The following is a 24,341-nucleotide window of genomic DNA, read 5'->3' on the forward strand; positions in this document are numbered from 1 at the left end:
CCAGGGCGGCGAACGCGCCCGTGCCTTCGTCTAGTCGGGCCAAGGCGCACACCGGGTCCGGGGACCCGAGGGCGGCGGACAGCACATGCTGAAGCGCGTCGATATCTGCGGACCTGCGCATGCTCGTTCTCCACTCCTCGCGGTCACTGGGGTGTCCCGGCTCCGTGCGCGTCCAGGTACGCGTCGATGCGGTCGTGGTATTCCTCGAACAGGTCGGCCACGGTGCGGGCGATACCGGCCCGCCAGCCGATGGTGCAGTCGCCGATCAGGCCACGGCGGACGTCGTGGTCGAAGATGGCCGTTTCCCGGCTGTAATCGCCGCGGTCCAGCCGCACCGGCACTCCGGTGAGCGCGGACAGGTACTCCAGCAGATCGGTGATGCCGACCTCTTCGTCCCCGCCCCAGTTCACGACTCGCGCGGGCGCCCGCGCCACGTCCCACAGCAGCGGCACCTGACGGACGACGTCATCGGTGTGCAGCAGATTGCAGTAGTTCTGGCCCTCGCGGGGCACCGCGCAGGGCTGCCCCTTGCGCATCTGGTTGAAAAGGATCATGGGCACGCCGCCGTGGCCGTACGGGCCGTAGGCGATGTTGAGGCGGGCGATCACCGTCGGCAGCCCGAGTGTCTCGGCCAGACCGCGTGCCACCCCTTCGGCGGTGATCTTGGCGACGGGGTACGTCGGCAGCCATGGCGCGGCCCCGCCCAGCGGATCGCTCTCCCGGTAGCGATGTGTCCGATCGGCGCGGTTGTAGACCACCCCGGACGAGACGTACAGGAACGACTCGGCGGCGGAGCAGTGTGTCATCAGCCGTGCGGTGCCGACCGCGTTGACGCGCACGGTGTCCTCGAAGTCCTTGCCGTCGCCCCGGTGCACCGCCGAGTGCAGCACATGGGTGAAGTCGCGTGGCAGGCCCTCCAGGTCATCGGTGGCCATGTCCCAGGTGGCGGTGTGGGCGCCCACTTCCTCCAGTGTCTTGCGGGCGTGTGGGTCGCCGAACCGGCCCAGGCACCACACCTCGTTGTCGACGGCGAGCGCTTCGGCGACGGGCCTCGCGACCTGTCCGGTCCCACCGGTGATGAGTATCTTCTTGCCTTGCATGATCGGCGGCTCCTGGTGGTGTCAGCGATTGCCTTTGCCGGTCTCAGCCGAGCGCGCGGGTCAGTTCGTGCCGCAGGGTCGCCTGGAAGGTGTGCACATGCTGCGGGCTCATCAGGGTGTAGTGCTCCCCGTCGACCTCGATATAGGTGTTGGGGTCGCGGGTGAACTCGTCCCAGTGGCTGAGCTGGTGGTCCAGCCACTCCTCCTTGGTGCCGCGCAGCGGTGTGCAGTAGAAGACCTTCACCCGCCCGACCGAACCCGACGGTTCGTAGGTGCGGCCCAGGTGCACCATGCTCTGCGCGAGGTGCACCCAGTCGGCGAACCGCTCGAGGGTGAGGTCGAGTTCGGTCAGCCGCCGCTTCGGGGCGTGGTCGATCAGATGGGCCAGCTGATCGGCCTCGGGCAGTGGCCGGAGGGTGGCGGTCAGCCGCTCGATGTCGGTGGCGTCGATGAGTTCGAGGAAGAGCGCCAGGTTGATCGCACCGTCGGTGAAGGTGATCTCGTTCATGCGGCCGGAGATCCGCGGTGGCAGATTGAAGATGCCCACGAAGTCGACCTTGTCGCCGTCGGCTTCCAGCCGCTTGGCGATCTCGAATGCCACCGCCCCGCCGTAGGAGTACCCCGCGACGGCGTAGGGGCCGCTGGGCTGCGCCCGCCGGACGGCCTCGACGTAGGTGGACACCATGTCGTCGAACGACTCGAAGTGGGTTTCCCCCTGCCCGAATCCACGGGCCCGCAGCGCGTAGAACGGCCGCTCGCCGGTGAAGTACTTGGCGAGATTGACGAACACCAGCACCTCCCCCAGACCGGGGTGGACGCAGAAGAGCGGCGTCCCGTCCCCGGTGATCTGCAGCGGCACCAGCGGATCGTAGGCGGCGTCGCCGCCGGCGCCCTGCCCCGCGGTCAGGCGGCCGGCCAGCGCTCGTACGGTCGGGGCCTGGAGGAGCGTGGACATCGGCACGTCCTCGATGCCGAACGCGGCCTGGATCTCCAGCTTGAGCCGCAGCACGTCCAGCGAGGTACCGCCCAGGTCGAAGAAGCTGGCAGTGGCCGACACCGCCTTGGTGTCCAGGACTCGGGCGTAGATCTCGGCCAGTGCGGTCTCCACCTCGCCCTCCGGCGCCACATGGCCGCCGAGGAACCGGGTGCTGGTCTCGTCCGACCGGCGGGCCGCCTCGTCCAGGCTCCCGTTCTCGACGGCCGCGCGCAGCCGCGACCGCTGGATCTTGCCGAGGTTGCCACGAGGGATCGCGTCCTCGGCGACGGGGAGGATCAGCTGAGGGCGGAACCCCCAGTGCATCACCGTGGAGCTGCGGATCGCCACGATGGCCCGGTACACCGCGATCTCGTCGGCGGGGTCGCCCGCCGGGACGAACGCGATGGCGAGCTGTTCGGTGTCGGCCCCTTCGGGCCGTATCGGGAACGCGGCGACGTGGCCGCGCTTCACCCCGTCCAGCTCGTCCAGGACCGCCTCCAGGTCGTGGCTGTAGTAGTTGACACCGCTGACGATGATGGAGTCCTTGGTGCGGCCGACCAGCATCAACCGGCCGTCGGAGTCGAGGTGGCCCAGGTCTCCGGTGCGGAACCAGCCGTCGGCGGTGAAAGCCTGCTCGGTGGCCCGCTCATTGCCGAAGTAGCCGTCGGAGACCATCGGGCCGTGCAACTGCACCTCCCCCGGCTCGGCCGCGCCGGGCCGGTCGGTGGAGGCCAGCACCGTGCCGTCGTCGTCGGTGATGCGAATCCGCAAGCCCCGCACCGGGCGGCCCAACGGGGGGAACTCCGTCTCCAGGTCACGGGCGGCGAAGTCGCGGTTGAACACGCTGCCCGCGCAGGTCTCGGTCATCCCGAACGCGGGCACGATCACATCTCCGCGCAACCCGTAGGACGCGAGCGTGTCCAGGAACGCCCGTACGGTGGTGGTCACGGTGGCCTCACCGCCGGAGATGATGTGCCGCACCTGTGACAGGTCCACCTCCTGCCGCGACGGGGGCCGCCCGGCGAGTGCCTGGTTGATCTGCCCGAACAGGAAGTTGGGGGTGAACGTCACTCTCACCCGATGGGCCGTGAGCAGCCTGAGGAACTCCACGGGGTCCGCCAGCACGGTGGCCGGCACCGTCATGACCTGGGCGGCGCCGTTGAACATCGGCAGCAGATGCGCCTCTATCGCGGCGATGTGATCGACCGAGATCCAGTTCAACGAGGTGTCGTCGGGCCCGAGTTCCAGCGCTCCCGCCTTACCGGCCTGCGCCGCCAGCAGATTGGCGTGGGTGAGCCTGACCGCCTTGCTCGATCCGGTGGACCCGGAGGTGAGCATCAGCAGGACGAGATCGTCCGGCGCGGGCACATGGATCTGATCGGGCTCGGCCGCGGCATGGCTCAGCTCCTCGACCGTGACGGACCGCAGCCCGACCTCGGGCAGGTCGCCATGAGCCGTCTTGGACACGATCACCAACGGGTCGCCCAGCAGCGTGCGCAGATGCTCCAGCTGGGCGCGCCACCGCGAAGGGTCGGCCGGCGGTGCGACCGGGCACGGCACGGCACCGGTGAGTACGCATCCCCAGAAAGCGCGGAAGAAGATCTCCGGATCACTGGCCGCGATGAGCACTCGGTCGCCCGGGGCGGTGCCGCGCTCCCGCAGCCCTTGCGCGATCCGGCAAGCGCCCTCCCGCAACTCGGCGTAGGAGAGGAACGGGCCGCCGATGAACGCGATGCCCTGAGTCGTGTCGCGGGCCGCACGCTCGAGCAGCTGCGGGAGTGTCGAAGCATGACGTTGATCCGGCATGGGGGAAGTCCTCCGATCGGAAGGGACGGAAAACCATGGCGAGCAGGGCTGGGGGCGCGACGCCGCGCCGGAGAAGGGCACCAGGGCCGGGCTCTGGCATCGCCGTCGACGGTGGTGCGAATCGTGGGGGCGCGGCTGAACGCGGCTGGGGCGGGGGGAGCTTGGCGCCCGCGGCACGTGTGATCGAGGTGACGCGACTGTGTCGGCGCCGGGGTGTCCCGGGCTGGTGGCTCGGTCGGACCGGCCGTCAGATCAGGTGGATCCGACCTCGTTGAATCGCACGATGTCCTCGATCGTCTTCCGCAGTTTCAGCTCGTCCGGGTCGGAGACGATGGCCTGTCCCACGCGGCCATACGGCCCGACCGGCGCATCAGGCGATGAATCGTAGACGATCTCATCGAAAAGGAAGTTCCGCTCAAAGTCGCTCCGGGTTAAATTGCACCCGCTGGGGCGACGCAGAAGAATGTATCCATGGAGGCGCTCCGGCGTGCGCTGGTCGCCCAGGGCCCGAGTCGCCCCCTCCCCCAGCGCGAGACTGATTTCGACGTCAAAGAGATCGACGCCGTATGTCAGCTGATTGACCTGAGGTGACAGCGCCCCGGGGAGACGGATGGCGCACTCGCCGAAGGTCAACCCTTCTTCTGCCATGAACGCTTCCATATGGAATACACAGTCAGGCGCGTTCAGGCCGGTGAGCGCTTGCCTGGCGAGCGTCTCCATCTCATCGAACAAGACGGAATGCCGCCTCCGGTCCAGGACGTACGCGGACAGGACGCCGCCGTGTACGGCCCTGAGCGGTGAGGTGTGGTAGCTGCTCATGGACGACCATTGCAGGTCTCTCTTTTCCCAGACGCCGTCGAGATAGACCTCCGGAGCGTCCATGAAGGACTCGGCGACGATCTCGACATCCGACTGGCCAGTGAAGGGCGTCAGCGCCTGTGCGTACTCTTCCGGGGTGCGGACGATGTTCGTACGGAGAGCGCCGGCCCCGGTCGCCGGCTTGACGACGAAGACCTCTCCCAGATCGTCGGCGAGCTCCGAGAACGACGTGCCCATGGCCACATGACGGCAGCGCGCCCGCTTGACCTGGGGCGGCAGCATGCTCTTCTGAAGGTACTTGTCCCGGAAGTGGAGAGCCGTCCTGGAATCGGCGTTCCCGGGAAGGTTCAGCTGCTGCCGTAAGTAGGTTGCCCCGAATACGCCCATTTCATGGACGCTCAGCACCCCGGCCGCATCGTCAATGCCCGCGGACAGCACTGCTCGGAAAATTTCCTGGGCGTTCTCCATGTCGGCGACCCATGTGAATCTCCGACTCTTCGGCGGGCTCGCCGGCGACTGGACAATATAGTAAGGATCAATGCCGCGGCGCTGCAGTGCCTGATCGAGATCGCCTCTGTACCCGATAACAATCATCGTCGGCATTCTCGCCTCCCCGTTACGGCTAGCCAAAACTTGAAGAAGTCATTTGCCGTACTGCCGCCCGATGTGGATTCGGGTGGACCGGTGGACCGGTGATGTCTCGCGATGAGCTACTTCGAGGCCAGCACCGAGGCATCATTTCACAGGGATACGAAAATGTGATCCATTGAGGATGAGCTTGTGACACAAGTCACAAGCTGAGCAATGAGCACGAATGGAATTGCTCATTCCATTCGTGCTCATGGAGTGTATTCGCCATTCCGGTCATGCCTCGTATAGCACTACATGGAGAATATGGCGCGGTCCGCCGATCAGATCGCGGTGAAGCCGCCGTCCGCCGCGACCACGGCGCCCGTGATGAAGCTGGAGCGCGGCGAGGCAAGGAAGCAGAGCACCTCGGCGATCTCATCGGGCTGGGCCACCCGGCCGAGCGGCTGGGCGTCGGCGAAGGACGCCAGGTACGTACGGCTGTCGGGGCGGAACGTATCGAGGAAGTCCGTCTCGATGACACCCGCGGCCACGATGTTCGCCCGGATGCCCAGCGGCCCGCCTTCCACGGCAAGGACCTTCGTCAACTGGGCCAGGGCACCTTTGGAGGCGCTGTATGCGGCGCCCTCCGGCAGTGCGACAGTGCACGTGTAGGAACCCGTGCTCACGATGGCTCCACCACCGCGTTCCTTCATGGCGCGGAATGCCTCACGGGCGAAGAGGAAGGAGCCACGGGCATTGACCGCCAGCACGGTGTCCCAGTCCTCCGCTGTCGTCTCCGTGATCGGCTTGTTGAGGGTGCGCCCGGCGTTGTTGACCAGGATGTCCAGGCCGCCGAAGGCATCGACGGCTTCCCGTACCGCGCGGTGGGCGGTCGCCTCATCCGCGATGTCGCCGACCAGGGGGCGTACGCCCGGGAAGTCCACGGGCAGTTCCTTCACCTCGTGGCGCCGGTCGACGGCGACGATCCGCGCGCCGCGGCGGTGCAGAAGCCGGACGGTCTCCTTGCCGACGCCGCGTGCCGCCCCGGTGACCAGGGCGATCTTGCCCATGAACTCCCCGGAGTCGGCGGAATGAGTGGATGCCGTCATGGTGCCGTCCTTCTTCGGTGCCGCTGCGGAAAACGGCGGGGTTGTCCCGCGCCACCGAGTCTGGGCAGTGCCCCATCCATGGGCCAGGACGCCTGTTGCCTGGGTGCGACACACCCAGGCAACCGGTCGCGGCGTTTCGTAGCCTGGCGGCATGGGTGACAACGACCTGGGAGAATTCCTGCGAAGCCGCAGGTCAGGACTTCGGCCCGAAGAGGTCGGGATGGCGAGCCACGGCACCCGCCGGGTTCCCGGGCTGCGCCGTGAGGAGGTCGCGGTGCTGGCCGGTGTGAACGCCGACTACTACACCCGCCTGGAACAAGGCCGGGAGCGCCATCCTTCCGCGCAGGTGCTCGACGCGCTCAGCCGCGCGCTGCGCCTCGACGGCGACGCCCGGGATCATCTGTACCGGCTCGGCGGCACGGTGCCCGACGACCCCGCCGTCCGCGGGTCCGACCAGGTCAGCCCCGGGTTGCGGCAGCTGATGGACGGCTATCCGCACACGCCTGCCTTCGTGCTCAACCGGGCCCTGGACATCCTCGCCACCAACGCGCTGGCCGACGCCCTCTACTCGCCGTTCCATCCGGCGGACAACCTGGCCCGCATGGCGTTCGCGGACCCCGCGGGGCGCACCTTCTACCAGGACTGGGACCGGGCGGCCCAGGCCACCGTCGCGAATCTGCGCCAAGCGGCGGGCTACGAGCCGGACAACCCGCGCCTGCGCGGGCTCGTGGACACCCTCATCGAGGACAGCGCGGACTTCGCGCGCCTGTGGGACAGCCACACCGTACGTGGCAAGACCCAGGAGGCCAAGCGGTTTCTGCACCCCGACGTCGGCCCCCTCACGCTCAGCTACCAGGCGTTCGACGTACGGGAGGCCCCGGGCCGGCAACTCGTCATCTACCACGCGGAGCCCGGTAGCGGCAGCGCGGAGGCGCTGCGTCTGCTCGGCTCCATCCACGCGACCCGCACCCGGCCCTCCCCGCGCGGCGCGGACCGCGCCTGAATACATGGCTCGGGCGCAACGCCTGACAGCGGTGAAGGGCCAGTGGGTTCCGGCCCCTCACGGTCGGTCAGCCGGGGCACTCAGTCGCGTGCGAGCAGTTCGAGCGTGTCGATGACGCGGTTCGAGAAGCCCCACTCGTTGTCGTACCAGGCCACCACCTTGATGTGCTTGCCGTCGACGCGGGTGAGGGCGGCGTCGAAGATGGACGACGCCGGCCGGCGGGTGATGTCGCTGGAGACGAGCGGCTCGTCGGAGTAGTCGAGGATGCCCTTGAGCTTGCCGTCGGCGGCGGCGCGGTAGGCCGCGAGTACCTCGTCGCGGCTGACCTCCCGGGAGACCGCGGTGTTCAGCTCCACGATCGAGCCCACCGGCACCGGTACGCGGATCGAGTCGCCCGACAGCTTGCCGTCGAGGTTCGGCAGCACCAGGCCGATGGCCTTGGCGGCCCCGGTGGTGGTCGGCACGATGTTCACCCCGGCGGCGCGGGCGCGGCGCAGGTCGCGGTGGGGGCCGTCCTGGAGGTTCTGCTCCTGGGTGTAGGCGTGCACCGTGGTCATGAAGCCGTGCTCGATACCGGCCAGGTCATCCAGTACGGCTGCCAGCGGGGCCAGCGCGTTCGTGGTGCACGAGGCGTTCGAGACGATCACGTGCTGGGCGGGGTCGTAGGCATCGGTGTTCACGCCGTAGGCGAGCGTGACATCGGCACCGGCGGAGGGGGCGCTCACCAGCACGCGCCGGGCACCCGCGTCGAGGTGTGCGCGGGCGGCGTCTGCCGAGGTGAAGCGGCCCGTGGACTCGAGGACGATGCCGACGCCGAGTTCGGCCCACGGCAACTTGGCGGGCTCGCGCTCGGCGAGCACCTTGATCCGGCGGCCGTCGACGACGAGGTCGGTCCCGTCGACCTCGACGGAGCGGCCGAGTGGGCCGAGCGCGCTGTCGTACTTGAGCAGGTGGGCGAGGGACTCGGGCGCGGTGAGGTCGTTGACGGCGACGATTTCGAGGTCACTGTCGCGTTCGAGCAGGGCGCGGAGGGTGTTGCGTCCGATGCGGCCGAATCCATTGATGGCGATGCGGGTCATGGAGATTCCTTTCGTTCCGTCCCCATGTTCGGTATCCGGATCCCGGGCCGACAGCGACATGAACGCCACCACACGCAAGGATCTCGCCAAGGTCATCGCACCCTTCACCCGAACGGCGCTCGGAAGGGGTCTCAGGCCGAGAAGGTGTGGCGGTACTCCGTCGGGGAGGTGCCGAGAATGCGGTGGAAGTGCAGACGCAGATTCGCGCCGGTGCCGAGCCCGACCCGGTCGGCGATCTGCTCCACACTCAGATCGGTGCGTTCGAGCAGCTCACGTGCCAGGTCCACGCGCGCCCGGAGCACCCACTGCATCGGCGTGTAGCCGGTGTCCTCCACGAACCGCCGGGAGAAGGTGCGCGCCGACACCCGCGCGTTGCGGGCGAGCGCTTCGAGCGTCAGCGGCTCGGCGAGGTGCGCCAGGGCCCACTCCCGCGTGCTCGCGAACAGGTCGCCGAGCGGCTCGGGCACACTCCGCGGAACGTACTGCGCCTGTCCCCCGCTGCGATACGGCGCCGCCACCAGCCGTCTCGCCACATGGTTGGAGAGCCCGACGCCGTGGTCGCGCCGCACCAGGTGCAGACAGAGGTCGATGCCGGATGCCGCGCCCGCCGAGGTGAGCACGTCGCCCTCGTCCACGAACAGCACGTTCTCGTCCACCCGCACCAGCGGATGCCGCTCGGCGAGAGCCTTCGTGTAGTGCCAGTGGGTCGTCGCCCGCTTGCCGTCGAGGAGGCCCGTGGCCGCCAGCGCGAACGCCCCGGTGGAGATGGCCGCGAGCCGGGTGCCACGCTCGTGGGCGGCCATGAGCGCGTTGACGACCGCCGCCGGTGGTTCCGTGGTCGCCGGCTCCCGGTAGCCGGGGATGAAGATGGTGTCGGCGTGCTCGAACGCCTCGAGGCCCTCGGCCACGTGGTACGAGAGTCCTTCGCCACCGGTCACCGGTCCGGGCGCGGCGCCGCACACCCGGAGCTCGTAGGGCATGCTCGGCCGGTTGGAGAACACCTGCGCGGGGATGCCGACGTCGAGTGGCTTCGCACCGTCGAGCACGAGCACGACGACGTGGTGGTTCTTCCGGCTCATCGGGCTCCTTCGGCTTCCCGCGATCGAACGTGGCCCCGCGCGCACCCGTGACCTCGATGACGACTACCGCGAGCATCCTGCCACTGGTTGCCGGGCCGTCCGGCCACCCAGCACCCAGCTGAGGTCGTGTTCGGTGCGTTCCCGCGAGCGGGTGCTGAGCTGGTCGCTGATCCACATCTTGGTGGGCCGCGGCACTCGCGGATCGGCGACAAGTGCTTCCAGGTCCTGGCGCGTTGTCGCGTACGAGCGGCGGATCGCGCAGCTCACCAGCCCCAGGGCGTACCGCTCCGGAAAGACCACGCGATCGGCGTCGTCCTCCGGGCCGCGTTCCTTGAGGTGCTCCCACAGTCTCCGGTACACGGCCGGGGAACCGTGGTCGAAGATGCTGTCCATCGCGCCGCGGAGGGACTTGGCGAGGTGGTTCTCCGCAGCGCGGCCCTGTCGCGAGGTCACGGCCGCGCCGATGACACGGATCAGCAGCTCGGCGGCGGGTGCCGCGCCGTGCGCGGCGCTGAGCCGCCGTACCAGCCGGCCGAGCCCGCTGATCAGTCCGGCGTCGGTCGGTGGGGCGAAGGCCAGGTCGAGGGCCGTGGTGAGGGCCGTGGGGGTGAGTGGGCCGGACTCGCAGGCGGCGTGGAGCAGGGCCTTGCGGGCGGCGTTCCGGGTGGCGGCCGACGCGTCGTCGAGAAGGGGGATGTCTCCCGCGGCGTCGAACACCAGCTCCGAAAGGAAGGTGTGTGCCGTGGTGTACTGGGCCGGTTCGCGCGCCGCGATGGTTCCCACCAGCCCGAGGAAGGCCGCCCGGGTCTTCTGGTCGGAGAAGGTGCCGTACCGGGGCAGAAGTTCGGTCAGGCCGGGCGCGCGGAGGACGCCGGCGGACACGGAGCATTCCCAGAGCGTGAGTGCCTGGCGCTGCCGCTTTCCGCTGTTGCCCTCGGCGATCTCGTCCGCGATCAGCCCGGTGAGGGCCGGTGCCGATGCCCGTAGCGCGGCCAGCACCCGCTCATGGGCGAGGGGCGGCAATGGACCTGTTCCCTTCTTGGCCCGGCCGGTGGTGATGGCCTCCAGGAGCACGGTGTCGGCGTCCATGAGCGCCAGGTTCACCAGCAGGCCGATGTGGCGCTCGGTGTGCAGCCCGGCGTCCGTGACCGCCCGGTGCAGGGACTGGCGGACGAGGCTCCGGGCGGCGGCCGGGGCGGTCGTCGCCTGCTCGATCCTGCTCACCGCGGTGGGGTGACCGCCGAGCGCGGCCGGCAGGAGGAGCGTGGCCAGGCCGTCCCGGGACAGCCACAGCTCGGAGTCGGCCTCCCAGCCGGAGTGTTCCAGGACCTGCCGGACGCGGTGCGGGGGTACGTCCCGGTGGGCGAGGATGCGGCGGGCCACAAGCGCGAGCCGTTGCGAGGGCGTGACCGGCTGGTTCTCGGGGCAGGGCAGCGCCTTGAGCATGGCGGCGAGCCGGTGCACGAGGCGTTCCGCGGCGGCGCAGTCGGCGCTGAGCAGCAGGGGGAAGACCATCCGGTGCTGGAGTGCGTGCGGCGCTCCCGGCCCGGTCATCGCCACACAGCGGTCGAGGGTGGCCTCGATGGCCCAGTGGCCGTGCGGCAGAGTGGTCAGGATGGCTGTGGCGGCGATGAGTCCGGCGTTGCCCGCGGTGTCGTGGTCGTCCGCCTCAAGGAGCGCCACCGCGGCGTCGAGGCGGCGCGTCCAGGGGTGGGGTGCGGTGGCCTGACCGCCATCGGGGTTGTCGGGGCCGTCGGCGGGGAGTCGGTGGTCGCCAGGGAGTCCGTGGTCACCGGGGCGTCCCTGGTCCCCCGGGAGTCCGTGGTCATGGGTCCACGAGGCGGCCAGCACCCTGGCCAGGGCGGTTTGGAAGAGCTCGACGTCGTACGACTTCCGCGCGAAGCGCACACGCCGGAGTCGCTCTTGAACGGCGGTGGCCCACTCCGCCGAGCCCAGTGTTTCCCAGTGCCGGGCCCATAGGGTCATGACGCCGGACGCCAGCTCCGACAGCCCCCGGGTCAGGGCGAAGTCGAGCATCTCCATGAGGCCCGTCCGTGCTGACGCCACATCGACGTGTGCTGTCAGCACGAGCAGCCGAGGCAGGACGTCGAGGCCCGCGCCGACCGTACGGCGCCCGGTCAGTTCCCGTACGCAGCCCCAGTCGGCCAGGGCGGCGTGGACCGCGAGCGAGTTCTGGGCGGCCAGCCGTTCCAGCGCTTCGAGCACGGCCTCCCGCAGGCTGGGCTCCTGCCTCTCCCACAGCCCGTGGAGCTGCGGCAGGAGGGCGTCGACGTCCGTGTCGCGTACGGTCGGGGCCAGCACCGCGTACCGTCGGGCGACACCGTGCGGCGCCGTCGCGAGCAGGGGCTCGACCGGCACGCCCACGGCCGGGTTCCGGGCCGCGACGGCCACGGCGACGGTGTGAAGGATCATGGCGTCCTCGTGCGCCGCCATGCGGATCAGCGTGTCCCGTACCGGGCCGCGATACCGTTCGGACCCCGCGGCGAGCATGAGCAGCTGTTCCAGGATCGCCCCGACGAAGAAGTCACGGGGATGGGACCCGATCCACTCGCACAGCGACAGCAGCGCCCGCGCCCCGGTGAGATGCAGCAGGCCGCGCGCGGCCGCGTACTCGAACATGGTCTGGTGGAAGAAGTGGATGCCGTCCGAGGCTCCCCTGCCCAGCACGCCCCGGTCGATCAGCAGATCCAGGGACGACCGGACGCGGCCGGGTTCGTACGGCCACGCGGGGCGGGGGCCGCCGTGCGGCGAGGTGAGCCGCTCGACCAGGTCCTCGCGTGTCAGCTCGGTACGGCCGGCCGACATCAGCACGGCGGCGATCGCGCCGGTGATCGAGGAGAGATCCTCCGGCGCCGTGGTGCTCTGGTTGCCGCGATGGCGCCGGTCGGTGACGACCCGGTGGTCCCAGTAGCGGCGGTAGAGGCCGGTGGCGTCGATCTCGGCACTGGGGAACGCCCCGTCGTCACGGGCGAGTTCGAACAGCAGCCGCAGCTGGAGGGGGCTTCGGCACACCTCGCGCACCGGCAGTCCGCGGGCCACGGGCTCCATCAGCCTCCGCACCCGTGCCCCGTCGTCCCGGGGGACGGCGTCGGGGCAGTAGAGCGCGGCGTGGCCACGGATGGCATGGGGGATCTCGCCGTCGTCGTAGGGGCCGAGCGACATCCGGAGGAAGCCGGTGCGCAGCCGGTTCGCCTCCTCCGGCCGGGAGGTCAGCACCAGGCGGACACCGGCGGCGGCGAGGTCCTCGCACAGGTCGAGCAGCGTCATCTCGTGGTGGTCGTCGTGCAGCAGCAGATCGGCGGTGTCGAGGAGCACGACGGGTGTACGCCCTCGTGTCCGGGCGTGAGTGGCCCCGGACACGACGGTCGCGGGGGTCAGCATGGGCGTTGCGGAGGTGCCGCTCAGGGGGCGCAGCAGCCAGGCGGCGTTCACCAGGAAGACCTCGGCGTCCTCCAGAACGGTCAGGTCCCGGGCGAGGCCCCACAGCAGGCTGCTCTTGCCGTTTCCGGCGTCCCCGGTCACCAGGACCGCCTTCGGATCATCGTCGTCGTAGAGGGCCTCCACCACCCGGTCCTGGATGGCGCGCCGCACATACAGCCCGCCGCTGAGCTGCGGCGGGGAGCCGGTGCCGACGTCCGGCCGGGGGGAGTCCACGAGGTCCAGATCGTCGGAGAACCTCCGCGCCCAGCGGAGGAGTTGGCGGTGTGCGGCCGGTCCGGCGTCCGGTGGGGTTCCCGCATCCGGGGGCGCAGACGGGGGCAGAGCCGGGGCCGATGGCGGGGCCGTCAGGCCTTCCGAGAAGGGTGCCTCCGTCGGGTCCGTGGGCGTCACCGGCCCGGGTGCGGCGGCTGGGCCGCCGCCGGGAGGCAGTTCACGGAGGACGGAGAAGGCGAAGGCGGCCGCGTGGCGCGCCGCGCGGGACTGCCAGCCCTCGGCATCCGCGTCGTACTTCTTCCCATCGGCCCGGTCGCTGATCCCGCGGACGATCAGGGCGGGTAACGCGGCGTTGAGATGGGCGGCCTGCGCCACGCCCGCGCCCTCCATCTCGATGGCGGCGGCGTCCTGGTAGTTCCGGCGCAGTTGCCGTCTCAGGGACGAGTCCGCCGAGTTGAGGACGACCTCACCGGCGGCCACGGGCTTGAGGTGGACGGCCGGGCGGGCGGCGCCGGGCGGGCGTTCCCGGAGCAGCTCGATCCACGCACCGGACCTGCGGGCCATGCGGGCCAGCTGGTCGAGTTCCTGACGCACCGGCCAGACCCTCGGGCGGGAGTGGAACTCGCCGTCCTCGTCCTTGCCGCCGTGGTACGCGTACACATGCGTGGCCATGACGACGTCCCCGAGCTGGATATCACCCTTGAGGGCTCCCGCCACCCCGACGAATGCCACGGCGCGCGGGCCGAACATGGTGATCGCCCGCTCGGTCAGCACGGCCGCCCCCTGGTTGCCGTCGCCGAGCTCGGCAAGCGCCACCCGCCACGGCGTACCGTCGAGCCGACCGACCTCGAACAGGGTGCCCGCCGGGTGGAGTTGCGGCCGCGGATCGACCAGGTGCGCCCGGACCGCCTCGTACTCCACGTCCAGTGCGGTCAGCACGACGAGTGAGTCGCTGTGATGCCCGGTGCTCTCCACGTCTCCCCCCGGCCACGGTCGACCCTCGTGCGGCCCGCGGGCGAAATGCTACCGTCCGCGATCTCCTGGGGCTGGGACCAACGGGGGTACTGAACGCGCAACGGACGTACGAGCCGCCGTAACCATCGGTATCGCCGAGCGGCGCCGGATGCTTGGATGCGCGGTATGGACCTCCCCCACACAAGCCCTTCCGCCCCGAGGCCGATGGCGGTACCTCCGTTCGACCCCGAGCTGAGCGTCGCACGGGAATCCTTGGGCAACGGGCCGAGAGAGCCGGTCACTCCGGGAAATCTCGCGACCCGGCAGGAGCGGGACGCCGCGGCCCGGCCCAGGCCGACGGCCGATGACCTCCGGGCCGATGGCCGTTTCGAGGTGGCGGAGCTGTCCGTCCCGGGGCTGCGGGACGGGCCCGATGTCACGCTGGTGAGCGTGCGGCCCGCCGGGCGCGCTGGGCCGCTGCCGCTGCTGTACTACATGCACGGCGGCGCGATGATCATGGGCAACGCATGGTCGGTGCTTCCGCGGATCCTTCGCGAGTGGGTCCTCCCGCTGGACATGGCCGTCATCTCGGTCGAGTACCGGCTGGCGCCGCGGACGCGGTACCCCGGACCGTTGGAGGACTGCTACGCGGGGCTCCTCTGGGCCGCCGGGCACGCGGCCGAACTGGGCGTCGACACGGACCGCGTCATCGTCGGCGGGAAGAGCGCCGGCGGCGGCCTCGCCGCGGCCCTCGCCCTGCTGATCCGTGACCGCGGCGGCCCCGGCATCCTCGGGCAGCTCCTGCTGTGCCCGATGCTCGACGACCGCGGACACACCTTCTCCAGCCACCAGATGTCGGGCCTCGGCATGTGGGACCTCATCTCCGGCGAGACCGCATGGAAGGCGCTGCTGGGTGACCGCTACGGCGCGGCGGACGTGCCACCCTACGCGGCGCCTGCCCGCGCCACGGACCTCTCGGGTCTTCCTCCGGCGTTCATCGACGTCGGATCGGCGGAGATGTTCCGCGACGAGGGCGTGGCGTACGCGAACGGGATCTGGCAGGCCGGCGGCCAGGCCGAACTGCACGTATGGCCCGGCGCGTACCACGGCTTCGACGGCATGGCACCACAGGCGGCCATCAGCAAGGACGCACGCCACGCCCGCACCCGCTGGCTGAGGCGCCTCCTCGCGCACTCCAGGAACACCAGTAACACCGAGCCGAAGCCCGCTGGATGAGCCGGGCGGGCCGGATTCCCGGCGCCCGGCCGACTGCCAGGACCGTCACGCGCCATCGCCGTCCAGCGTTGCCCCCACCCGGGCCTACGGCAGGTGAAGCGGTAAGGCCCGCCACGCGTACCCCCAGCACCGGCTTCAGGCAGCCTTCGACCGCCGCTCGGACGATGCGGTCGTCGGCCGGGAGCCCGATTCCCGCGCCCCGCCGGGGATCAACCGCAGATGACGCCGCTCACCTGCGTGTCGTGGGGCCGAGGACGACCCGGACAGCCAGTCCTCGACACGGTCCATGACCAGCAGTATCAAAACCAGCGTGGGCAGCACTGAAACCGCTACAACGATCACGACGAAGGGCCCCTTCCTCAGCAGGCGACCCCAGCCGGGTGCCCGCGGCAGCCCAGTGCGCCAACGGTGTTGTGTGGGGATGATGTGAAGGTCAAGCGCGGTCCCGACCGCACGGGCGAACCCGGACCCGGCCCCGAGGGGCAAATTCAGTGGACATCGCGTGCCCCAGCGGTAAAGGGTGACGGAATGAACCAGGAGGAGATCTGGGACGTCGACGCCGCGCAGCGCTATGACACGCCCGGCACGGGCATGTTCGCGCCCGAGATCCTGAGGCCGACCGTGGACCGCCTGGCCGAGCTCGCAGGCGGCGGAGCGGCGCTCGAGTTCGCCATCGGCACCGGTCGGGTGGCCATTCCGCTCGCCGGACGAGGGGTCCCCGTCACCGGTATCGAGCTGTCGCGTCCGATGGTCCAGCAACTGCGCAACAGGGCCGACGAAGCGACGATCCCGGTGATCGTGGGCGACATGGCGACGTCCGTGGCTCCCGGGGAGTTCACGCTCGTCTATCTCGTCTACAACACCATCTCCAACCTGCTCACCCAGGCCGAGCAGGTCGAGTGCTTCCGTAACGCCGCCCGCCACCTCAAGCCCGGTGGCAGGTTCGTGATCGAGCTCTGGGTGCCCGAGCTGCGCAAGCTCCCGCCGGGCCAGACGGCCACCGTCTGGCAAGCCGAGGCCGGATACATCGGGTTGGACACCTACGACGTACTGCGCCAGCACGTCGTCTCGCACCACTTCCGGTTCGACGACACCCGACAGGCCCGGCTGACCCGCAGCCCGCACCGTTACATCTGGCCCGCCGAACTCGATCTGATGGCCCAGCTGGCGGGATTCGAGCTGGAGAGCAGGCATGCGGACTGGTCCGGCGCCGAATTCACCGCCGAGTCGCGCTCCCACGTCTCCGTCTACCGAATCCCGCCGAACCGGTAGCCCCGGTCGCGTCGGGGCCACCTGAGGCGGGGCCGGGCATCGCCGGGGGCCGGACATTCCCCGGCAACGTCCGCGCCGGGTGGTTTACGGGCGAGGGGAGGCCAGCGCTCGCAGGCGAGGTTCTCCGACCATGGCCGGCATCTACCGGTCCGGATCGGCGGCTGCCTCGTGGCGCACGGCGCGGAAGAGTTCACGGCCGGTGTCGGTGAGGGCGATCAGGCTGGCCCGGCCGTCCTCGGGGTCGGGGGTGCGCTCGATCCAGCCGGAGGCGTCGAGCAGTTCGACCATGCGGGACGTGGTGGCTGGAGGGCCGTACGGAGCCGTTCGGCCAGCTCCGCCGACGACTCGGGAGCGGCGCCGGCTACGAGGGCGCCGGGCCGCTCGGGCCGAGCGTGTACCGGCCCGCCCAGGCGGCGAGCACGGTCGCCACGTACTGCGCGTCGGCCGGGTCGGTGAGCAGATGATCGGCTCCGTCGAGGGCTACGAAGGACTTGGGGTGGCGTGCGGTGTCGAAGATCCGTCGGGCGTTGTCCACGCCCACCAGCTCGTCCGACGGCGAGTGGAACACCAGTAGCGCCGCTTCGAGATGTGCGATGCGGTCGGCCTGCGGCTGGGCCCCGATGTCGTCGAGGAATTGCCGTTTGATGCGAAACGTGCGGCCCGCCAGGCAGACCCCGGCCTGGCCGTTCCGCTCTATCTCCGCCCGGCTCCTCCTCCCCAGCAGGCCCAGCACATGGCCGGGACTGAAGGGTGTGCCGATCATCACCACCGCTCGTACCTGGGGGATGCGGTGTCGCGCGGCGAGAACCGCCGCACCGCCGAGCGAGTGTCCGATGAGGAGGGTGGGGGCCTCGAAGCGGGCCCGCAGATAGTCGGCGGCGAGCACCAGGTCGTCGACGTTGGAGCTGAAGTGGGTGTTGCCGAAGTCTCCTCCGGAGCCGCCGAGGCCGGTGAAGTCGAAACGCATCACCGCGATGCCGAATTCGGTCAGCGCCCGTGCGATCCGGGAGGCCGCCACCTGGTCCTTGCCGCAGGTGAAGCAGTGCGCGAACAGGGCGTACGCGCGCGGCTCGCCCTCGGGCAGCTCCAGCCGCGCGGCGAGCGCCGCGCCCTGCGATCCCTCGAACTCGACCTTCTCGCTTCGCATCGGGCGCATCCTTCAGCTCTGTGTGGGTGTGTGGTGGCGCCGGTAGTGCCGGGCGACCCGCACGCGGGCGCTCGCCGGCGGAGTGCTGCCCGCTGCCGTCCGGGTACACCTCGCCCTGGCCTGCCAACGCGGCCCGCACGCCACCTGGCACCATAGCTGGCATGCCTGCTTACGTGATCTCTGAGGTCGAAGTACTGGACGAGGAACTGGCCGACACTTACCGGACGTTGGCGGAGGCTTCCATCCGTCGCTACGGCGGTCGCTATATCGTCCGCGGTGCCGCGCCCGAAGCCATGGAGGGTGCCTGGCCCGCTTCTCAGCGGGTGGTCGTCGTCGAGTTCCCGGATGCGGATCGGGCCAAGGAGTGGTATGCGTCTTCTGAGTATGCGGATGCGCTCAAGGTCCGGAAGACAGCCCTGGAACGGCGGCTTCTTCTGGTTGAGGGGGTGGCTGAGTAGACGCCATGGCCGCGCTGTCGGCCAGGACGAGGAGTGGATGCTCGTAGTCGGGCGGCAGCAGATCGAGCGCTTCCTCTGGGCGGGGACACCTCCGTGACGCGCCCACAGCCTCCACTGCCCCGGCCGCCACTCACGGCAGAGTGGAGGCATGAACGCAGACAACAGGGGCGCCTTGGCCCGGGGACGTGTGGCGACCAGGCTTCCGGCGCAGGATCTCGACCGGGCACGGCGTTTCTATTCCGAGCGGCTCGGTCTGGAACCGGTCGACGAGCGGCCCGGCGGGTTGCTGTATCGCTGCGGAGGCGTGGACTTCGTCCTCTTCCGCTCGACGGGAGCCTCGCCCGGCACATTCACTCAGATGGCCTGGGAAGTCGACGACATCGAGACGGCCGTGAGGGAACTCGAGCAACGCGGCGTGGTGTTCGAGGACGTCGATGTGGCCGGGTTCCGGACGAGGGATGGCATCGCCGAGATCGAGGGGAACTACCCCAGCAAGGGTGCGCGCGGCGAGCGCGGGGCCTGGTTCCGTGACAGCGAGGGGAACTTGCTGGGCGTCGGCCAACTGGTCTTCTGAGGGGAACGGCTGAGCAGCCGACTTCTCGTACGCCAACTCGGTCGCGCACGCGGATCGGGCGTTTATCGCTGACCCTTCTGCGCACCGCCGCCCTTTCGGCGCCGCATAGGAGGACCTGACGGGCCCGGCGGCCGGCACATCGCCGCGCCCGCCATCTCATCCCTGCAGCACACCTCCCTGCCGACCAGCCCCTTGAACAGCGCCCGCAGTACCTGGCCGACCGCATCGAGATCCAGGACCTGATGGTGCGGTACGGCCTCGGCCGAAACCTCCGGTCAGACAGGGTTCTTCGTCAACCGGCCCGAACGACGCCCGGAGGGGTGGCGCATCAGCCACCGCACCCTGGAGATCATCTGGATGGACGCCTTCCCGGCCACCTGACTCAGCCCGGCTCCCCTCCCGTCGGATCACCGCCCACCGCGTCGGCGCGGCATGAGAGGACCGTCCAGTACGGACTCGCGTATTCCTTCGCCAGGGGCTGTTCGGAGTGAGAAGCGGAGCCCTCACCGAGACGGAGGCGAGGGCTGCCCGCACGGCCCGGGACATCGCGCGGCCGCACGACATCTGACCCGGCGCGCACAGGATCACACGCCGCGCGCACAGGATCACACGCACAGGACCACCGGTCCCGTGTCATCCGCGGTACCCACTTATTTGTGGGTACTTGGCACCGACGCACGGCCGGGCGAATCTGGTGGTGGGCGGTCGGAGGGCCGCCGGATCGGATGACAGGGAGGTGGCATTGCATCAGGGTGCCGACTGGGCCTCGGCCAGCTTCTCCAGGCGACGGTGTCCCCAATCGGACAAGGGGGCCAACGCCTCGGAGAGGTCGCGGCCGAAGGCGGTGAGAGAGTACACGGTCTTCAGTGGCAGCACATCGTGGACTTCCCGGTGCACCAGCCCGTCCGTCTCCATCTCACGGAGCGCCTGAGTCAGAACCTTCTCGCTGAGCCCCGGCAGCCGCCGGCGTAGCTCACCGGGGCGATACGGGCCGGACTCCAGTGCCCAGAGCAGGGCGGTCTTCCACTTGCCGTCGATCACGGAGATCGCGGCGGTCACTCCGCAGACATTGGTGTCCTGAGCACGACTGCGTGTCATCTTCGCTCTATTTCCTTTGCGCTATGTACGTGTATATCCATATGAGGGTTGAGTCATGTCCATGTACTCCGAACAGTCTGCCGTCACCGTGCTCGGTCTGGGGCCGATGGGCCGTGCCCTGGCCGGTGCGTTCCTGGACGCCGGGCTGCGGATCACGGTCTGGAACCGGACGCCGGGCAGGGACCGGGAGCTGATCGAGCGGGGCGCGGTCGGCGCGGCCTCGGCGGAAGAGGCGGTCGCGGCAAGCGCGTTGACCGTGGTGTGTGTGGTGAACTACGACGCGTCGGATGCGATCCTGCGGCGGGACGCGGTCATCGATGCGCTCAAGGGACGCACTGTGGTGAACCTGAGTGCGGACACTCCGGACCGGGCCCGGGACACTGCGGACTGGGCGGCCGGCCACGGAATCCGATACCTCGACGGTGCGATCATGACGCCGACCACCACCATGGGAACGCCCGCCTCGGTGTTCATCCACAGCGGCCCGGCGGAGCTCTACCAGGAGCACCGGCCCGTGCTGGAGGCGCTGGCCGGTACCCATACCCACCTCGGCGAGGAGATCGGCCGGGCGGCGGCGTACGACATCGCGCTGCTCGACATCTTCTGGACGGCGATGGCCGGCTATGCGCACGCCCTGGCGGTGGCGCGGGCGGAGGGGATCAGCGCCCGGGAGTTGGCGCCCTTCGCCAAGGGCATCGGCGCGATCCTTCCGCCGCTCTTCGAAGAGACCGCGGAGGAGATGGACCGCGGCACCTTCTCCGGTGATGGCAACCCGATGACCTCGGGCGTATCGTCCATGGCCCATATCGTCCACACCTCAGAGTCGCACGGCATCGACGCGGGGGTGATGCGCGCGGCCGAGGGCATGACCCGCCGCGCCATCGGGCTGGGCCATGGCACGGACGGGTTCATTCGCGTGGCCGAGGTGCTGGGCCGCCGCTGACACTCGTCAGGTCGGGGATGCCCCCAAAAGGAGAGTTGACCGTGTGCGGAGTGACCGAGCCGGTCGTCGTCACGATCGGCAGCGTGGTCGGCGAAGGTGAGCGGATCACCGCCAACGGCACCGCCTCGGTCGACCGATACGCCTTTGGTGTCAAGAAGGCCAGGGGCATGGCGGCTCGCCGTCTCAAGATCACCTCGGATATCGTCGCCAGCCGCTGACCGCATCATTCCGGCTTACGGGCCAAGAAGCTGGCCACCGTCCTCTTGACTCCTTCGTCGGGTGCTTGTACCAGCCGTGCGGTGACGGCGAGCCCGGCCTGGTCCAGGAGTCCGGCGAGCCGATCCGGTGGCAGCAGATGGGATGCGTACGACACGGGATGGCCACCATACGCCCGCGTCGGACGCACCAGCTCGTCGTCCCCCACATAGCCGACCAGCAAGAGATGTCCGCCGGGCGCCAGGGCGCGATGGAACTCGGCGAACACCACGGGCAGCAGCTCCGGCGGGGTGTGGTGGGTGGAGTAGTAGGCCAGGATGCCACCGAGCTCGTCGTTCCCGATCTCGAGCGCGGTCATCGACCCCACGGCGAACCGCAGGTCCGGATATGCCTTTCGGGCCAGCTCGACCATCTTCGGCGACACGTCGATGCCGAATGCCGACACCCCCAGCCCGGCCAGGTGTGCCGTCACCTTGCCGGGCCCACACCCCAGGTCCGCCACCGGGCCACGCCGGGCCGTCCGTACGAGCTCGGCGAACGCGGCCAGCATCCCGCGCGACAGCGGATCCAACTCGGCGGGGTCCTCCACGCGTTCGGCGTAGCTGGTGGCGACGGTGTCGTAGGACTCCCGGACGGCGGCGAGATAGGAGAGCTCAGTCACATGGCGAATGTAGACGGGAGCACCGACAGAAGTCCGATCAGGCCGTCCGCCGGCGCCGGCCGCCACGCGCTGAGCAAGACCCGCTCGCCCTTCACCTGTTGGGCGATGCCATGCACACCCACGACACGAGCCATGCAGCTCCTTACAGGTCGATCTCGATGTAGTCGATGTCGGTGAACTCCACCAGCAGGCCCTGGGCCCGGCGGCCGCGGTCCTTGAAGTAGATCTCCTGCAGGCCCTCGGCGGCGATGTCACGGAGCTGCTGTTCGGCGGCGCCCTCTTCCTGGGCGTCGAAGAGGCGGGCGGCGTACTGCGGCGGCAGCGCCTGGGTGATGTGGCGCAGCCGGGCGTCGTCGGTGGTGCCGGGGGCGGCGGTGAAGCCGAAGCGGGCGCGGGTGTCGAGGACGATGCCGCCGGTGGTGGCGGCCTGCTTCTTGGCCCTGGCTCGCACCTGCGGCTGCCACCGCTTTCTCACCTCGCGTTCTATGCGGGTGGCGAGGGGCTTACGGGGCCGCTTGAGCTGGTCCCTGACGTATCGCTCGACGGTTCGCTGGGAGATGCCGAGCAGATCGGCCACCGCCCGGGTGCCCTTGAGCTGTTTGACCAGATACCGCATCTGCGCACCGGCCGACTTGGGGATGGGACGCGTGAAGGAGCCCTCCACCGCCTTGTCCAGGCTCTCCGCGAGCTTGCCCATCGTGGCCTCTACTCTCCGTTGTCCGGGGCGGTGACGTGGCCGTCCTTGATGTACCGGGCGAGGTTGAGGTCATCGCCGTGCTCCTCGCGCACGCCTTCGGCCCACAGAGTCGTCTGGGTGCCCTCGTGCTTGACCATCCCCGGACTCACCCCGATCCGGAAGCCGCCCGGCAGCGGTTTGCCGTCCTTGTGGGGCAGGAAGTCCAGCGGGCCGGGCCCGTCGGAGGGGTAGACGGCGCAGTCCGAGAGGACCGCCACCGGGTACTGGCCGGTGGCCGCCGCCGTCTTCAGCATCTTGCGGTGCATATTGATCCGCGCCTTGGAGATGACCGCCGCGCGGATGTCGGGCCGCCACGTCGGGCGCTGGAGCGCCGGCCAGGGCTGGCCCGGGCGCCAGCCACCGCCGCGGGGGCGTTCTCGCAGCTTGCCGATGCCGCCCTTGACGGTCGCCTTGATCGCGGAGAGGACGATGGCCATCCGCGGGTCGGCCTGCCGGTGGCAGTCCATCGCGGTCAGGAACTCCCCCGGCTCCATGCCGGCGGTGACCCCCAGGTCCGCCATCGTGGCGATATAGGCGTCCCGCAGCCGTGTGTACCAGGCGTCCAGATAGCGGCCGTGGTCCGGGCGGAGGTACGCCTCGATGGGGGCGACGCCGTAGCCGAGTTCGACGGCGTAGGCGACGGTCGGCGTGGCGTACCAGGCGGGTCCCGACGGCCGCTCCCCGGTCGGGGTGAAGGGGCTCGGCAGGCGCGGATCCAGTTCGACGTGGGAGAGGTCCACCAGCCATGAGCCGGGGATCTTCGGGTCGAACGGCGGTCGCTTGGCGTGCACGGGGGCGCCGAGGCCGAAGACCGTGCCGTTGGCGGCCGCGGCGAAGGCCATGTTGACGTCGATGCCCACCACATAGCGCTTGGCGCACTCGTCGTCGGTGAGCGGCCGCGCCCAGTCGTACGCCTCCTCCACCAGGACCTCTTCGGGGGTGCGCTGGTGGAAGCGTGGCAGGTGGGCCAGGAGCGGGTGGCCGTCCGGGGCTTCGGGCGGGGCGCACTGCACCGGCTGGGTGCCCAGCGAGCCGGGGTTGTGCTCGCTGTGCCGCCGGCCGCTGCCATCCGGCTCACCGGCGCGGGTGGGCGGGTGCAGAGCGGTCATCAGCTCCAGGCCGGTGACGGCGGTGGAGCCGCAGGGGGTCATGACGCGGTCGGCGTACGTGCCCAGTAGCTGCGCCAGATCGGCGGGCGGCAGTTGTGCGGCCTCGCCCCAGGAGCGGGCGTCGAGGGCGTCCCAGCCCAGGACGCACAACTGGACGCAGGCGCGCCGCGAGCCCTCGGCGGGGCGGTAGATCCGCGCCCACGGGCCGAGGCCGCGCCGGGTGAGCTGCCAGTCGGCCTTCTCCAGCTGCTTGAGGACCTTGTGGCCCTCGGACAGCCTTCCGGCCCGCCGCTCCTCGTCGGTCAGCCGGGCCGGGAGGCCGAAGCGCACCGCGGCGGCGTCGGTGAGCACCAGCACCGGGTCGGCGTCCCTGCCGTTGCGGTTCAGCCGTGGGGCGCCCAGCCGCGCCTCGGCCAGAGTCCACTCCACCAGAGCGGGGAGGGACTTGGCCGGGGTGTCCAGGATCAGACCGCCGGGGCAGTACGCCGCGACCTGGCCCTCCGCGAAGTCCACGACCGCCAGCGGGCCGTCGGCGAAGCGTGGGTCCACGGCGGGCGTGGCGGCCGTGGACTTGACCCCCACTGTCGTTGGCGCTGTCGCGGGTTGCCGCGCGTCCGGGCGCCGCGATGTGGCCGGGCGCGGTGAGCGGACCCGCTGCTGTGCCGGGGCCGTGGCGGGGCGCCGGGTCGTGTCCGGTGCGGCGGTCGCCCCGGGCTGGTGA

General features: G+C 70.1%; 21 protein-coding genes. 7 read left to right on the forward strand and 14 right to left on the reverse strand.

Features of this window, described 5'->3' with window-relative positions:
* Positions 1–143: 143 nt before the first annotated feature.
* The 4 genes from GWI24_RS16175 to GWI24_RS16190 form a co-directional block, all read right to left on the reverse strand.
* On the reverse strand, positions 144–1,100 hold the full coding sequence (locus GWI24_RS16175) for an NAD(P)-dependent oxidoreductase (RefSeq protein ID WP_210946658.1): 957 nt from the start codon (positions 1,098–1,100) through the stop codon (positions 144–146).
* A gap of 43 nt (positions 1,101–1,143) precedes the next feature.
* On the reverse strand, positions 1,144–3,882 hold the full coding sequence (locus GWI24_RS16180) for a non-ribosomal peptide synthetase (RefSeq protein WP_210946659.1): 2,739 nt from the start codon (positions 3,880–3,882) through the stop codon (positions 1,144–1,146).
* Between the two features lie 252 nt (positions 3,883–4,134).
* Entirely contained in the window at positions 4,135–5,304 is a 1,170-nt protein-coding gene (locus tag GWI24_RS16185; protein ID WP_210946660.1) for an acetyl-CoA carboxylase biotin carboxylase subunit family protein, read from the reverse strand.
* Positions 5,305–5,612: 308 nt separating this feature from the next.
* Complete coding sequence (locus GWI24_RS16190; protein WP_210946661.1) at positions 5,613–6,380, reverse strand: SDR family NAD(P)-dependent oxidoreductase; 768 nt, start codon at positions 6,378–6,380, stop codon at positions 5,613–5,615.
* A gap of 151 nt (positions 6,381–6,531) precedes the next feature.
* Here GWI24_RS16190 and GWI24_RS16195 point away from each other — a divergent pair, with 151 nt between their 5' ends.
* Positions 6,532–7,383 (forward strand): helix-turn-helix transcriptional regulator, encoded by an 852-nt coding sequence (locus tag GWI24_RS16195; RefSeq protein WP_210946662.1) that lies wholly within the window; start codon positions 6,532–6,534, stop codon positions 7,381–7,383.
* A gap of 80 nt (positions 7,384–7,463) precedes the next feature.
* Here GWI24_RS16195 and gap read toward each other — a convergent pair whose 3' ends face one another.
* From gap to GWI24_RS45280, 3 genes are all read right to left on the reverse strand, one after another.
* Positions 7,464–8,462 carry a type I glyceraldehyde-3-phosphate dehydrogenase gene (gap, locus tag GWI24_RS16200; protein WP_210946663.1) on the reverse strand — a complete coding sequence of 333 codons (999 nt, stop codon included), beginning with the start codon at positions 8,460–8,462 and terminating at the stop codon, positions 7,464–7,466.
* A 131-nt stretch (positions 8,463–8,593) separates the two neighbouring features.
* The gene (locus GWI24_RS16205; protein WP_210946664.1) at positions 8,594–9,541 is read right to left on the reverse strand and encodes a GlxA family transcriptional regulator; all 948 of its coding nucleotides are present in this window, start codon (positions 9,539–9,541) and stop codon (positions 8,594–8,596) included.
* 63 nt (positions 9,542–9,604) lie between these two features.
* Complete coding sequence (locus GWI24_RS45280; protein WP_308343669.1) at positions 9,605–14,191, reverse strand: 5'-methylthioadenosine/S-adenosylhomocysteine nucleosidase; 4,587 nt, start codon at positions 14,189–14,191, stop codon at positions 9,605–9,607.
* A 204-nt stretch (positions 14,192–14,395) separates the two neighbouring features.
* On the opposite strand from GWI24_RS45280, the gene GWI24_RS16215 reads away from it, so the two are divergent.
* Entirely contained in the window at positions 14,396–15,406 is a 1,011-nt protein-coding gene (locus tag GWI24_RS16215) for an alpha/beta hydrolase (RefSeq protein WP_247616442.1), read from the forward strand.
* Between the two features lie 528 nt (positions 15,407–15,934).
* Positions 15,935–16,678: a bifunctional 2-polyprenyl-6-hydroxyphenol methylase/3-demethylubiquinol 3-O-methyltransferase UbiG gene (locus tag GWI24_RS16220; RefSeq protein WP_210946666.1), complete on the forward strand. Its 744-nt coding sequence runs from the start codon at positions 15,935–15,937 to the stop codon at positions 16,676–16,678.
* Positions 16,679–16,819: 141 nt separating this feature from the next.
* Here GWI24_RS16220 and GWI24_RS16225 read toward each other — a convergent pair whose 3' ends face one another.
* Complete coding sequence (locus GWI24_RS16225) at positions 16,820–16,966, reverse strand: winged helix DNA-binding protein (RefSeq protein WP_247616443.1); 147 nt, start codon at positions 16,964–16,966, stop codon at positions 16,820–16,822.
* 73 nt (positions 16,967–17,039) lie between these two features.
* Positions 17,040–17,825 carry a S9 family peptidase gene (locus GWI24_RS16230; RefSeq protein ID WP_247616444.1) on the reverse strand — a complete coding sequence of 262 codons (786 nt, stop codon included), beginning with the start codon at positions 17,823–17,825 and terminating at the stop codon, positions 17,040–17,042.
* 161 nt (positions 17,826–17,986) lie between these two features.
* On the opposite strand from GWI24_RS16230, the gene GWI24_RS16235 reads away from it, so the two are divergent.
* Complete coding sequence (locus GWI24_RS16235) at positions 17,987–18,283, forward strand: DUF1330 domain-containing protein (protein WP_210946668.1); 297 nt, start codon at positions 17,987–17,989, stop codon at positions 18,281–18,283.
* Between the two features lie 148 nt (positions 18,284–18,431).
* Positions 18,432–18,857, forward strand: coding sequence for a VOC family protein (locus GWI24_RS16240; protein ID WP_210946669.1), 426 nt, complete (start codon positions 18,432–18,434; stop codon positions 18,855–18,857).
* 747 nt (positions 18,858–19,604) lie between these two features.
* On the opposite strand, the gene GWI24_RS16245 is transcribed toward GWI24_RS16240, so the two are convergent.
* Positions 19,605–19,955 carry a helix-turn-helix domain-containing protein gene (locus GWI24_RS16245; RefSeq protein ID WP_210946670.1) on the reverse strand — a complete coding sequence of 117 codons (351 nt, stop codon included), beginning with the start codon at positions 19,953–19,955 and terminating at the stop codon, positions 19,605–19,607.
* A 55-nt stretch (positions 19,956–20,010) separates the two neighbouring features.
* Here GWI24_RS16245 and GWI24_RS16250 point away from each other — a divergent pair, with 55 nt between their 5' ends.
* Positions 20,011–20,898 carry an NAD(P)-dependent oxidoreductase gene (locus GWI24_RS16250; RefSeq protein ID WP_210946671.1) on the forward strand — a complete coding sequence of 296 codons (888 nt, stop codon included), beginning with the start codon at positions 20,011–20,013 and terminating at the stop codon, positions 20,896–20,898.
* Positions 20,899–20,948: 50 nt separating this feature from the next.
* Complete coding sequence (locus GWI24_RS16255; protein WP_210946672.1) at positions 20,949–21,116, forward strand: hypothetical protein; 168 nt, start codon at positions 20,949–20,951, stop codon at positions 21,114–21,116.
* Positions 21,117–21,121: 5 nt separating this feature from the next.
* On the opposite strand, the gene GWI24_RS16260 is transcribed toward GWI24_RS16255, so the two are convergent.
* The 4 genes from GWI24_RS16260 to GWI24_RS16275 form a co-directional block, all read right to left on the reverse strand.
* On the reverse strand, positions 21,122–21,775 hold the full coding sequence (locus tag GWI24_RS16260) for a class I SAM-dependent methyltransferase (RefSeq protein WP_210946673.1): 654 nt from the start codon (positions 21,773–21,775) through the stop codon (positions 21,122–21,124).
* On the reverse strand, positions 21,772–21,909 hold the full coding sequence (locus GWI24_RS16265) for a hypothetical protein (protein WP_210946674.1): 138 nt from the start codon (positions 21,907–21,909) through the stop codon (positions 21,772–21,774). The genes GWI24_RS16260 and GWI24_RS16265 overlap by 4 nt, the downstream gene beginning before the upstream one ends.
* An 8-nt stretch (positions 21,910–21,917) precedes the next feature.
* Complete coding sequence (locus tag GWI24_RS16270; RefSeq protein ID WP_210946675.1) at positions 21,918–22,472, reverse strand: XRE family transcriptional regulator; 555 nt, start codon at positions 22,470–22,472, stop codon at positions 21,918–21,920.
* A gap of 8 nt (positions 22,473–22,480) precedes the next feature.
* Positions 22,481–24,341: transcriptional regulator (locus tag GWI24_RS16275; RefSeq protein ID WP_247616445.1), on the reverse strand; the 1,861-nt coding region annotated here is incomplete at its 5' end.

The organism is Streptomyces sp. MK37H, assembly GCF_018035285.1.
Taxonomy (GTDB): domain Bacteria; phylum Actinomycetota; class Actinomycetes; order Streptomycetales; family Streptomycetaceae; genus Streptomyces; species Streptomyces endocoffeicus.